Raw genomic sequence first — 13285 nt, forward strand, 5'->3', positions numbered from 1 at the left:
CTCGTCATTCTCAGAAAACACTCTGTATTCGTTTGCCAAGTTGCGAAAAGCCGGGCTAGAATACAGGCTCGTAGCAATTGAATCCACTTGGTTCGGGAGATCACGTTGAACGTACATCGTCGCACTCGGTTTTCGGTAATTCTTTCATTTCTTGGAGCCGCATCCATAGGGTGCGGTGTTGCGAGTGTAAGCGTTTGCTTCGGGCAAGACCAAGCGGCGTTCGAGGCCAAAGCTGCTGCAATAGCAGGTGCATCTGAAAAGACTTTACCTAGATTCGACGACGGCGAGGCTCAGGTCGTTGACGGCTTCAAAGAGAATTGGGTTCAGCATGATCTCTGGGTCGAGACCGAGTTCGATTCGGATGGAGATGGTAAGCCGGATCGGATGCACGTTTCTGTGACGAGGCAACAGCAAACGGAAACGGAGGGGTTAAAGGTACCAGTTGTTTATGAGTCGAGCCCGTATTACTCCGGGACTGGTTCTAATAATCCACGCTTTATGTGGAGTCCCAAGCAAGAGTTGGGAACCGATCCTCCTGTTCATGATGTTGCCCCCGCGATCAAGCAACAACCACGCAGAACGGTCTTGTCCAGAGGATTGCAGGAGCAATGGGTGCCGCGTGGATTTGCGGTCGTACATTCTTCGTCACCAGGAACAGGGCTTTCACAAGGGTGCCCAACGATAGGTGGTGACAACGAATCGCTGGCACCCAAGGCAGTCATTGATTGGTTGAACGGCCGCGCCAAAGGCTTCACCTCTCCCGATGGCGATGAAGAGGTTAAAGCGTATTGGTGCACTGGAAAAGTTGGGATGACGGGGACATCCTATAATGGCACGCTCGCGCTGGCGGCAGCGACGACCGGAGTTGATGGCTTAGAAGCGATTATCCCAGTCGCTCCCAACACGTCGTATTATCACTACTATCGTTCTCATGGACTGGTGCGGCATCCTGGTGGTTACATGGGAGAAGACATCGACGTGCTTTATGACTTTGTTAACAGCGGAGCGGAGGATCGTCGCGAGTATTGTAATACCGAGGTTCGTGACAACACTTTGATTGCGAATCTGGATCGCAAGACCGGCAATTACAATGATTTTTGGCAGGGTCGTGATTACATTCACAAGCTCGAGCCACTCAAAGCAGCGATGCTCATGGCGCATGCATTTAACGATTGGAACGTGATGCCTGAGCACAGCATCCGCATTTACGAAGCGGTCAAAGCCAAAGGGGTTCCGACGCAACTCTTCATGCACCAAGGTGGACATGGTGGTCCTCCACCGCTCAAGCAGATGAATCGATGGTTTACTCGGCACCTGTATGATATTGAAAATGGTGTTGAAAAGGATCCTCAATCATGGATTGTTCGCGAATCTGCGAACCGTCGTGACCCGACCCCATATGAGGCTTATCCCCACCCAGAGGCGGAGCCAGTCATTTTGCGTCCACAGGGCAAAGGTTTTGCGATTGGAGAGCTAGTGAAAGACGGAGCACAATCTCCGAACAAGCAATCGGAGTGGACGATTATTGATAACTACGCCTTCGACGCCCCGATGCTATGCAAAGTCGAGTGGTCGAATCACAGGCTTCTGTTTGCGACCCCCAAGCTCAAAGAGGCTTTGCATCTGTCTGGTACGCCAACGGTGAAGCTCCGGATCAAGAGTAATCGTCCCGCCGTGAACCTATCGGTTTGGCTCGTCTCGTTGCCTTGGACTGACAGTAAGTCCATCAATGACGACGTCATCAATCGGGGCTGGGTAGATCCCCAGAACCATAGATCTATCTTGGAGGATGATCCCCTTAAGTTGGGTGAGTGGCGAGAGATTGAGTTCACTTTGCAACCAGACGATCAAATTATCCCAGAGGGAGCGCAGCTGGGACTTATGATCTTCTCTAGCGATAAAGACTTTACGCTATGGCCTGAGCCGGGGACAGAACTCACTGTCGATTTAGGTATGACGTCGATCAAGATACCGATCGTCGGTGGCGGGAAAGCGTTATCGGCAGCGATCGACTAGATGTCTGAACGTGTTCTTAAGACTCTACTTCTAGGTGTCGGAAGGAACAGAGTTGGCAATCGGATTATGAAGTGAAATAGTTTTAGGAAGCATATGCCAGTGTTTCGAATACATTGTCCCAATGGGTAGGAAGGCTCTGCGTGTGCTGCTCGAATATCCTCTACGCCATGTGGCCAGTCGGTGATTCTAGCAATGACCTTCTTAAGCCAATTTCTACGATAGGGATAGAGTTGAGCTTGTTCAAGCCAGTCGGCAGGGATTGTTTTCTTACCATTGCAGGCACCAGACAAGCCGCCAGCAATGGCGGCAACTAACGCACATTCGCCTCCAAGACATGCTGTTCGTTCTACAACCGTACGGAAATTTTCGAGATGCCTAAGCCAGGCATAGACACTAAGAACCGCAATGATGTTCGTGTTCTTCGGAACCCCCCCTAGGTAGCCTAATCGCGCGGAAACCCGAGCGATGCTGTAACGTTTCTCCAGATAGACCTCGCAACTCCGCAGGAGAGATTTGATTTCCGATGATTGAGTGTTTTCTATCAAACACAAAAGAATTTTTTGTGCACCCAGTTCTCGTGCGTCGTAAAGTTGAGTGATCTGCATAGCTTGTGCAATCAATAGTGATGCGGCTATGCTGGCGTCATTGTCTGTCGTGACCCCATTGCTCAACTCGAGCCAAGCCTTTGCATTTGCAGTTCCTTGAACCAATAAACTTATCGGTAACGCCCGAATCAGCGGACACGCTAAGCGTCCTCGAAATGCATAAGAATCCGCTCCTCCTTTAAATTTAGGAATCAGAATACGAGCCGCTTCGCTAAGACCATGGGCCGTCCGGTATGTCCAGATTCGCTTTTTCAGGCACTTTGAAAAAAGGCGGTGGTCGGCTCGCGATTGAAAAATTGCTTGCAAGGTAATCAGCATCCCATGAGTTTGTTCTCCGGGAAGCGCTGCGCCTGGTTTGAAACAGAACTTCAAAGGGGGGCGGCCAAACAAACGAAAGCCATTCCATTTCGACATCCCGTCACGGGCCAGCGCAAGAGACTCCCCGATCGCAACTCCCCAAATCATTCCCTCTGCGGAACGCTCGCGTCTCGCGACGCCGGCAGATCGCTCCCACGAAAGTGAGACCGTTGGAAACAATTTTGATTCGGATTCATCGTCGGGCATGGGTCAAAATCGCAGGTTAAAAAATAAACTGTGGCGAGGGAGTGGACCGCGGGCAATTGCAGTCGAATGCGACCAATTTCTGAAAGGTTATATGATATTAACGATTCGTGAAGTCCAATACCCTTTGTGAACTGTCTAACCGAAAAAGTCAACCATACTTATCGTTACAGGTTGTTCAGAGCGAATTTCGCATTTCTATGCTTAGTCAACTGGAGCACATCGATGATTTTTGTCACAATGGGTTTTCCTAACACCATTTCTATTTCGTCTTGGTTTGGCAAATATTCGCTAACACAGGGATTCTCCGGACCGTGAACATCAATCGACGTATCTTACTTAGGGCGGCTGCGGCGACCGGAATGTCGTCATTTTTGCAAAATCTTGTTTACGGTCATGATCGCCTGCTGACCCCGGCCCAGACCAAGGGGCCTTTCTATCCCATCCCGGACATTGAAAAACAGGCGTTTTTTGATTTTGATTTGACTAGAAAGGGGCCCGATTCCCCGCTGGCGGAGGGGAGAGTGATTGCCATCCAGGGGGGGGTGATTGGGCATGATGAGAATTCCTTGGGAAATTCCATCGTCGAAGTCTGGCAAGCTTGCGAAACCGGGCGTTACAACCATCCAGACGACAAGAACGATCGCCCGATGGATCCAAACTTTCAATATTGGGGGCGTGTTCAGACTGGCGAAAGCGGGGAGTTCCGGTTTAAGACGATTTTGCCGGGAAAGTATCCGGGACGGACACCTCACATTCATTTTCGAATCCTTTCGCCCGGCCGAAAGGAGTTGATAACTCAACTCTACTTCGGTGAGCACGAAGAGCTAAATCGCAAGGATTCTCTGTACATGTCGATGAATGTCGCACAGCGGGATGGAGTCACTGCGCATTTAGAGAACGTCCCGATGGATCCTCAGGATCCCAGCAGTGAGTCGATACCCACCGGGCGATTCACCATTGTTTTGGGGGATCCTGAAGATACGAAGTCGACTCCGCCTATGTAGCGGACAGTGTCAATGCTTTGCAGTCGCACGACGTTTAACTGTTACCAGCGTAGCGACCCGCAGCGCGATAAGTTTGGCCGGCGGTTTTTGATCGGTTAGTATGATCAGACCGCTTCATTATGCCGATGCGCCGAAAAAACTGCGTGGAGGGGAGGTGAGGCTATGCTTGGTACGAAGCGTCGTTATGTCATTGGTTTATCGTTGGCAATCGTTGGGTGGATTGGCACGCAATTCGTTTCGTTGAGTGGCCTAGAGCAGGTCCGGTTGACCCCAAAACTTTCCTGGATACCTACGACAGGAGATGGGCAACCTCAAGCTTCGGGGCAACCTCGAGCTTCTCAAGGGGAGCGGGGCTTGGGTGGATGGAGTGATGCTGATGACGCGACATGGACTTTGGGGCCATCGTCACCGAGTTATGTATCTCACAGAATTTCCTCATCGGGATCCTTGACCGATGATTCCGTCAGAAAATTCTTTGCCTCGCCGAGCAGCGCAGGACTGGGGGCGGGGCAAGTTGCCTCGTCTAGACGTGGAAGCTTTGACGGAGCAAGTGCCGCGAATCCGAGGGGAAATGCCGCAGGGGTCAATGTGCCGAGGATTCGTATCGCTAGCTTCAATCTCGGCGAATTCGGTGAGGATAAGCTAAGAAAACTCCCTGTTACGGAGACACTGGTTCGAATCATCCGGCAGTTCGATGTCATCGCCCTGCAAGGCATAACGTCTCGCCAGTCTGATACTCTTCCTTTGTTGACCGAGCTCATCAACCGTAACGGTAGGGAATTTGAATTTCTTTTGGGGCCGCCGGTCGGTAGAGAGCAGAAGCAGCAATTTGCGTTCTTGTTCGATACGGCACGCATCGAAACGGACCGGGGCCAGCTCTATACGGTTGAAGATCCGCAGGATCTGATAACCTATGCCCCTTTGGTAGCTTGGTTCCGAACCAAGCTACCTCAGAGGTCGTCGAGTTTTACATTTAGTTTGGTAAACGTGCGGATAGCCCCGAAAAGGGCGGATGAAGAGATTCAGCTTCTTCCGAGTTTGATTCGGAGTGTTCGTAGCGACGGAAGGCTAGAGGACGATACTCTTTTGGCCGGTGAATTCATGGCTTCAAGTCAGCGATTGGCCGCTATACCAGGGTTAGATATGACGCTCGCTATCGAGGGAGTACCGACCACTGTGGCTGGCGATGCCATGACATGCAATATCCTTTTTCCCACACGCGCAACGGATGAGTTTACAGGACTCTCCGGGGTAGTCGACTTCCTACGGCAATTGAACCTCAGCTTAGATCAGGCATTGCAAGTATCTTCGAGTCTTCCGATCTGGGCAGAGTTTACTGCGTATGAAGGGTCAATCGATCGTTAGTTTTTTTTGTGAAATCTGTTACAATTCTCGATGTGATTCGTCGTTTGTCGGTCATTTCCATACATTGTATTGCTAGTTTAGAAGGACGTGCAAAGTGCTGCATCGAAGTAGGTTTCTTGGCAATTCGCTTCCGATTTATTGCTCGTTGGATGATTGATTGCACTCCATGGCAAGCGATAGACTCTTTTTGGATCAAGATCCGGGCAGGATTTTGATTGTTCGGCTTTCCTCGATCGGTGATGTGGTACTGAGCGTTCCCGCTCTTTGCGCGTTGCGTAAAAGGTTTCCTAACGCTCAGATTGGCTGGGTCGTTGAGGGCCAGGGGGCACAGCTTCTCGATGGGCACGAAGACCTCGACGAATTGTTTGTAACAACCAAGGCTGCCTTTAAGTCGCCTAAGGAATTTTTCAAGCTTGCGAAGATACTTCGTCAGTGGGGACCTGATGTTACGATTGACCTCCAGGGGTTGGCCAAGAGTGCTTGGCTCGCGTACTTCACGCGAGCTGAAACTCGATTAGGGTTCGCGAAAGGGGACTACGACGGGCGAGAGTTCAGCTGCTGGGTAAACAATCAAATCGTGACCCCTAAACATTCTCACTTGATATTGCGAGGCCTAGAAATCTTAAGGCCGCTCGGAGTCGCTTCTGAGGAGATCGAGTTTAGGCTGCCGGAACATCCCGAAGACACTAGGTTTTTCGAAGACACTCTCAAAAAAGAGTTTGGGGGGCGAAACTACGCATTAATCAATGTCGGCGCTAGATGGGTAAGTCGCTTGTGGCCGGCAGACAGATACGCCGAGGTAGCAGACTATCTTTCCAAACGGTGGGGATTGTTGCCCGTTATCCTCTGGAATGGAGAGACAGAACTCCAGATTGCGAAACAGGTTCAAGAGTTTTGTGAGGCAGAAAGTGTCCTGGGTCCTTCGTGTAGTCTTAAACAGCTGAGAAGTCTCATTCGTGGAGCAGCGATTTTCGTTGGGTCCGATACCGGTCCAATGCACTTGTCCGTTGCCGTTAGCACCCCTACTGTAGGTATGATCGGACCGATGCCCTTGGGCAGGACAGGGCCGATCGGCCCAAAACATCGTGCGGTGCAAAAGCAGAAGCTCCCACCGGAGCGGAAATCCGAGCGTCGGACGGACTGCGGGCCCATACTCTCGATTATGGCACAGGACGTCATCGAAGCCTGTGAATCGATCTTAGAGCAGTCTAAGTCGTAATGTGAGTCTCAACGACTTGGATTCCGAAGGGGTTTGCGGGATCTCGGCTGTTGTGATAACCGCAATTTCCGAAAGTTGGCAAAACATTAGCGATGTAAATCGCGATAAGATGAAAAAGACAGGCCCATTAATTTTTCACGCAGAAGTTTTTTTGCTAGCTTGGGACCTCCATGAACGAGCAAACATGGGTAATTGGAACTGAAGAACTCCAAATAGGCACAATTCTCAGCTTTGACTTACTGGACGCCAACGGCAATGTGCTTCACAAGGCGGGGACTCCTGTTAGCGAGCGTTTAAAAGAACGTTTGCGATCCAGTGGCATCGAATCGGTTTCCATTCGAGGTCGAAGCGAGTTTTCGTCTGAGCAAATCGAAAAGCTTCTCGACGACTCTTTCGACCTAGCTTTGAGAGAAAGAGCGAATGCGGCAATCGAAAGTACTCGGAATCGTGTAAAAGATTCTCTTGCTTTGCTCGCCAAGGGGCAGCCAATTGACGGTGCTGCTCTGAGAGCCGAATCCGAAAAATTCGTGGCATGTGCGTCGAAGGATGTTGCCGCCACGCTGTCGACCATTGTACGAAACCACAGTATGGCCGACTCCAGCAGTATTGAGGCAATCAGTCTGCATGCAGCGAAAATGGCATTGCTGGCCGTTTCTGCTTGTTTAACTCAAGGTCAGAGCGAAAGCTTTGCAACTTCAACGGGGTTTGCTGCCCTCCTGCACGACGTCGGGCTAGCTATTTCTCCCGGCCTTTATGAGAAAGCGTTGCAAGGCTCCTTGTCAATCACGGAGATTGAGCAATATCGCAGCCATCCCTTTGACTCTATGGACTTGCTTCGCAAATCCCCTGAAATCCCCGAAAGAATCCTTCAAATCGTTTCGCAAGTCCATGAACAGGCGGACGGATCTGGCTACCCGCTGGGCCTTAGGATTGGGGAGACCATGTATGAAGCCTCAATCCTGAATGCAATCGATACGTTCTTAACGCTTACCGACGCCAAGTATCGCAAACGAATCGTCCCGTCCGATGCAATCTTGTACCTGATTGCCAACGCGTCCAAAGGCCGTTATTGTCCTAAAGCGGTGCAGTCGATGATAAAATGTATGTCGGTGTTCCCCATCGGGTCTGTGGTCGTTCTCGATGACGAATCGAAAGCGGTTGTGATTCGTGCCAACCCGGAAGCTCCCGCGAAACCGACGGTCCGATTACTTAACAACGGGGCCGCACGCATCGACCTCCAGGAATCTCGGCTTGCCATTTCAGCCCCCTATGTCGACCTGCTGAACGGGTTCCACCGGTTGTCAAAGTCCGAAATGGGGAACTTGCTCTGGGGATTCCCCGTCCCTTCCTGACGCTTTCTAGTCGCGTTGCCTTTCCTCCTTCGCTCGAAAGTGATCACTTTCTGGGCTGCGGTGCTTCGCAAATAGCAGGCCCGCATCTCCGGTGACAAAGGGCGATTAAATCGCACTGAATGGAGCGTTATCTGCCTCTGTCCTCCAGCTGAGCGGCCTTGCTGTAGCATCGAGAGGAGCAAATAGCATGGAAAACGAGCAGGGGCTACGCAGCTTAGTTCTCCGCTATTTTTTAAAAAACGAAAGAATTGTGGTGGTTAATGGGAGATTTTTTTCCATTGAAAGGGCTTGCCGTCGAATCGTTGGTCGTCTGCATATTGGTCATGATCATACGAGACCAATTGGCATGGGAATCGCGATTGATTCAGAAACAGTTTCGTTTTCCAACCGGCCAAGGGACACTCTTTTGGCCCAAACACTCGCAGTGAGAATCATGACAGCTTTCGACTTGAATTGGGAAATCGCCAAGTCTCGTTCTAGTACGCGTTCAGAAAAATACCACAACACCAAAGCAAGCCAAGTGGATCTTGGTCGGCTTCCCACCAACTACATTTTCGCCCTTTTGTATCTGATGGTTATCGCATCGGTCGCGATCTACGACATCTATCTCACCTTTCAATATCAGAGAACTCTTTATGAAATGGAGCTTAACCCAATTGGACGTTGGATTATGGGGTTGGATAATCTGAAAATTCCCGGTGTTTACCCCGTCCAGCCGCCAAATGTTCTTCCGTTCATACTGCTGAAAGCTACGGGAACAGTAATCGTCCTGGGTGCAGTCTCGTTTTTGGTTGCCAGGTGGGGACGAATCGGGCATGGCGTGGGGATTGGAGTGTCCGTATTTCAACTGGGACTTGCTGCATTCCTAACCTTCGCTTAGCCTAACGTGGTTCCACGCCGACGAACCGTAGGCACAAGATGCTGAGCAACTCCCAATCAAACCTGTTTGATCTAGACCATCAGTACAAACCAGCCGGGGATCAACCTCAGGCCATCGAGACCTTGGTTCGCGGTTTGCGCGAAGGAAAAAAACACCAAGTCTTGATGGGGGTCACCGGTTCTGGCAAAACCTTCACGATGGCGAACGTTATCCAGCAGGTGCAGCGCCCGACCCTTGTTCTAAGTCACAACAAAACTCTCGCTGCACAGCTGTATTCCGAGTTCAAGGAATTCTTCCCAAGAAACGCGGTCCACTATTTCGTTAGCTATTACGACTACTACCAACCAGAAGCCTATATTCCGCAGCGAGACATCTACATCGAGAAGGACGCATCGATAAACGAGGAGATCGATCGCTTGCGATTGGCGTCGACCAGTGCTTTAGTGAGTCGGCGTGACTGCATCATCGTAGCTAGCGTGTCCTGTATCTACGGTTTAGGTTCTCCCGCCGATTACCGACGGATGGTGGTTCCCATATTTCGTGGCAAGGAAGTGGATCGCGAGAAGATGCTACTGCAGCTGATCGACATCCAATACCAACGAAATGAAATCGCGTTTGAACGAAGCAAATTCCGAGTCCGTGGCGACACGATTGAGATTTGGCCATCCTACGAAGAGTTTGCCTATCGCATTGAGTTCTGGGGGGATGAGGTAGAGCAAATCTCCGTTATCAACCCAACAAGCGGTGAGGTGATTTCGCGCCAATCCGAAGTCTACATCTTCCCAGCCAAACACTTTGTAACTTCGGAAGATCGCATTCAGTCTGCCATCAAAGTCTTGCGTGAAGAATTAGCACAGCAATTGGCGCGCTTTCAGAGTGAGGGCAAGATCCTCGAAGCGCAACGCTTGAACGCACGAACCAATTTTGACATCGAAATGCTAGGAGCGGTTGGCCATTGCCCTGGAATTGAAAACTACTCACGCCCGCTGTCCGGCAAACCACCCGGCGCAACGCCCGATACCCTCTACGACTTTTTCGACAAGGATTTCTTGCTACTGATAGACGAGTCTCACGTCACGATACCGCAGGTGCGTGCGATGTACGCAGGAGACCGCAGCAGAAAAACAACCTTGGTCGAACACGGCTTTCGATTGCCGTGCGCACTCGATAACAGGCCTCTCAAGTTTGAAGAGTGGGAGGAGAAAATCAACCAAGTGATTTTCGTCTCCGCCACTCCGAGTGACTACGAATTGGATTTGACGGATGGCGAAGTCGTGGAGCAAGTAATTCGCCCAACAGGATTGCTCGACCCGAAGATTGAAGTCGTCTCGGCCCGTGGACAGGTGATGCATTTGCTCGAGCAAATCCGAGAACGTATTGCTCTCGGGGATCGAACTTTGGTCACCGCATTGACGAAGCGGTTGGCTGAAGATCTCGCTAACTTTTTTGTTGAGAACGATATCAAGTGTCGATGGCTTCACAGTGAGCTAAATGCGTTTCAGCGGGTCGAACTGCTGCAGGAATTGCGTGATGGCCGTTGCGACGTTTTGGTAGGTGTTAATCTTTTGCGGGAAGGGCTCGATCTCCCCGAGGTCAGTTTGGTGGCGATTCTTGATGCTGACAAGGAAGGTTTTCTGCGAAGCGAGACGTCGCTCATTCAAACCATTGGGCGAGCTGCTCGAAACGCGAATTCGAAAGTCATCTTGTACGCCGATACGGTGACCGTATCGATGCAAAACGCAATCGAGGAAACACGCCGTCGTCGCGCAAAGCAAGAGGCCTACAATGCCGAGCATGGAATCACACCAGAAACGATTCGCAAAGTGGTGACCGCCTCAATTCATCAAGCAGCAGAGAATCGCAAACGAGCTCGCGATATTGTCAAAAGAACCCCCAACTCGGAGGTCATCACGGAGGAGTATCTCAAGAGCCTGGAAGAGGAAATGCTCGCAGCTGCCGAAGGGCTCGAATTTGAAAGAGCTGCGGCATTGCGAGACAAGATTCTACGCATGCGAGAGCGAGTTGGTCAGCCCATCGAGGAGGATAGTCCTCCTCAACAAATGGTTAAGGGACGCCAGCGACGCAAGTCCAGAAAAACCTGAGGATTAGCAACTGATTCGTTCAACCTGAAAACGGCCTCTGTGGATCAATTTTCCCGTAACAGTTCCGCCGTTTTGTCAAGGGGCTGATGACGTTTTCTTGGGACCGAGCACGGCAGACTTCGTCCGACCCTTACCAGCTGATATCAATGTTGGTATGCTACCTACTCTTCTGTCATGTAACCCTCGCACTATATTGGAGATCCTCAGACTATGGCACGACCAGTCACTCTATTTACGGGCCAGTGGGCGGACTTGCCTCTTTCCAGAATGGCACAGCTTACCAAAGAGTTCGGCTACGACGGTATTGAACTCGCGTGCTGGGGTGATCACTTCGAAGTGGACAAGGCCAATTCAGACCCTAACTACTGCAAAGCCAAGAGAGAATTCTTGGATAGTATGGGGCTCCAGTGTCATGCGATCAGCGCCCACTTGGTTGGGCAGGCTGTCTTGGATAATATTGACCAAAGGCACAAAGCGATTCTGCCTCCGTATGTTTGGGGGGATGGAAATCCTGCCGGTGTTAACGAGCGAGCCATCGAAGAGCTCAAGGCCACCGCTCGCGCCGCCAAAGCCTTCGGAGTCGGAGTCGTGAACGGCTTCACAGGTTCCAGCATATGGCACTTGAACTATTCCTTCCCGCCCGTTCCTCAATCAATGATTGATGACGGATTCGCATTGCTGGCCAAGCGGTTCAATCCGATCCTCGATGAGTTCGAAAAGAACGGCGTTCGATTCGCCTTGGAAGTACACCCGACCGAAATCGCCTTCGACATCTATTCCGCTCAAATGGCATTGAAGGCTTTGGATAACCGCCCCGAGTTCGGCTTTAACTTTGACCCGAGCCATTTGATTTGGCAAGGTGTCGACCCTGTCGAGTTCATTCGTGCTTTCCCCGATCGGATCTATCACGTTCACATCAAAGATGCCACCACCAAATTAAATGGCAAGTCTGGCATCCTGTGCAGCCATCTTAACTTTGGCGACCCTCGACGTGGTTGGGATTTCCGAAGCCCAGGTCGCGGCAGCGTCAATTTCGAAGAGATCATCCGCGCTTTGAACGATATCGGGTACGACGGACCACTTAGCGTCGAATGGGAAGATAGCGGCATGGACCGAGAGTTCGGCGCCTCCGAAGCAGCTAGCTTCGTGAAGAATCTAGACTTTGCACCGAGTGGTCGTGCTTTCGATTCCGCTTTTGAAAAAGAATAAATGAATAAAGCTGAACTATTGTTTTATCCAGATGATGCGGGCCTGCGGTTTCTTCCCGAAGGCCCGTACCCAATCGGTGACGGAAGATTTTCTTGGGTTGCCATTCAGCACGGTGCGGGTGCGAACGTTGGCTCGGTTAACGTGTTCGATCTGAAGACCAAGTCTAACGCAACGCATGTACTGCCAGGTCGTCCCGGTTTCGCTTTTCCAACGAATCGAGGACGATTCATTGTTGGTTGCGAGCGAATGGTAGGAATCTTTTCGCCGGAAACGAGCGAATTCCAAGTGGTTGCGCAAGGGATCGATGAGCAAGTTTTGGGCACCATTATAAACGATGGCGTAACCTGGGACGGTAATCTCATTTTCGGCACCAAGGATCTAGAATTCAAAACGAAGAAAGCGTCCTTGAACTTTTGGCGAGGCCGAGATCAAAAGCTATTCGTTTTGCGGAACGATCAGATCTGTAGCAACGGAAAGTGTATCGCAGCAACGGGAGATGGCTGGGTAGACTTGCTCGATATCGATTCCCCCACTCGCAAAGTGGTAAGGTATCGGATCAACACCGAGTCCGGTTGTATCGAGTCGGAGCAAACCGTTGTCGACTTGAGTCACGACGAAGCTGTCCCGGACGGCATGACGATGACCCTCGATGGCAAGAGTGTCATTATATCTTTGTACAACCCGAATCCTTCTGCCTTTGGTCGCACGATACAAGTGTCGCTGGAGACCGGAGTGTTGGAAACTGAATGGTGCACCGAAGGCAGCCCACAAGCGACTTGCCCGCAGTGGGTGACTTGCGACGGCAACCTCTGGTTGGTGATAACGACTGCAGTGGAGCACATGCCTGCTGATCGACAGCCCGCATCACCAAACGCTGGAGCGTTGTTCGCGGTTCCCTTTGGCAAGCTAGAGGACCGGCAAGCTTTGGAGCGAATCGTACCACTCTTCTTGGAACCATAGTACGGAAGA

At 51.1% G+C, this 13285-nt stretch carries 11 protein-coding genes; 10 read left to right on the plus strand and 1 reads right to left on the minus strand.

The window, feature by feature from the left end:
• Positions 1-105 precede the first annotated feature (105 nt).
• Positions 106-2016, plus strand: a complete 1911-nt coding sequence (locus tag SH449x_RS21750) for a Xaa-Pro dipeptidyl-peptidase (RefSeq protein ID WP_482378183.1) — start codon at positions 106-108, stop codon at positions 2014-2016.
• Here the strand turns inward: SH449x_RS21750 and SH449x_RS21755 are convergent.
• Positions 2013-3185, minus strand: coding sequence for an ADP-ribosylglycohydrolase family protein (locus tag SH449x_RS21755; protein ID WP_482378184.1), 1173 nt, complete (start codon positions 3183-3185; stop codon positions 2013-2015). The two genes, SH449x_RS21750 and SH449x_RS21755, sit on opposite strands and share 4 nt — an antisense overlap.
• Before the next feature lie 311 nt (positions 3186-3496).
• On the opposite strand from SH449x_RS21755, the gene SH449x_RS21760 reads away from it, so the two are divergent.
• The 9 genes from SH449x_RS21760 (at position 3497) to SH449x_RS21800 (ending at position 13276) form a co-directional block, all read left to right on the plus strand.
• Entirely contained in the window at positions 3497-4189 is a 693-nt protein-coding gene (locus SH449x_RS21760; protein WP_482378185.1) for a dioxygenase family protein, read from the plus strand.
• A gap of 162 nt (positions 4190-4351) precedes the next feature.
• The gene (locus SH449x_RS21765; protein WP_482378186.1) at positions 4352-5554 is read left to right on the plus strand and encodes an exonuclease/endonuclease/phosphatase family protein; all 1203 of its coding nucleotides are present in this window, start codon (positions 4352-4354) and stop codon (positions 5552-5554) included.
• A gap of 166 nt (positions 5555-5720) precedes the next feature.
• Entirely contained in the window at positions 5721-6773 is a 1053-nt protein-coding gene (locus SH449x_RS21770) for a glycosyltransferase family 9 protein (protein WP_482378187.1), read from the plus strand.
• A 170-nt stretch (positions 6774-6943) separates the two neighbouring features.
• Positions 6944-8125, plus strand: a complete 1182-nt coding sequence (locus tag SH449x_RS21775; RefSeq protein ID WP_482378188.1) for an HD-GYP domain-containing protein — start codon at positions 6944-6946, stop codon at positions 8123-8125.
• Positions 8126-8385: 260 nt separating this feature from the next.
• Positions 8386-8553, plus strand: a complete 168-nt coding sequence (locus tag SH449x_RS21780; protein WP_482378189.1) for a hypothetical protein — start codon at positions 8386-8388, stop codon at positions 8551-8553.
• A gap of 5 nt (positions 8554-8558) precedes the next feature.
• Positions 8559-9005, plus strand: a complete 447-nt coding sequence (locus SH449x_RS21785) for a hypothetical protein (RefSeq protein ID WP_482378190.1) — start codon at positions 8559-8561, stop codon at positions 9003-9005.
• 38 nt (positions 9006-9043) lie between these two features.
• Positions 9044-11107, plus strand: a complete 2064-nt coding sequence (gene uvrB / locus SH449x_RS21790; RefSeq protein ID WP_482378191.1) for an excinuclease ABC subunit UvrB — start codon at positions 9044-9046, stop codon at positions 11105-11107.
• Positions 11108-11317: 210 nt separating this feature from the next.
• A complete protein-coding gene (locus tag SH449x_RS21795; protein ID WP_482378192.1) occupies positions 11318-12316 on the plus strand; it encodes a sugar phosphate isomerase/epimerase family protein in 999 nt (332 codons plus the stop codon).
• Positions 12317-13276, plus strand: a complete 960-nt coding sequence (locus SH449x_RS21800; protein ID WP_482378193.1) for an SMP-30/gluconolactonase/LRE family protein — start codon at positions 12317-12319, stop codon at positions 13274-13276.
• Positions 13277-13285 lie beyond the last annotated feature (9 nt).

The organism is Brakhagea baltica (assembly GCF_052161605.1).
GTDB lineage: Bacteria > Planctomycetota > Planctomycetia > Pirellulales > Pirellulaceae > JBKCUI01.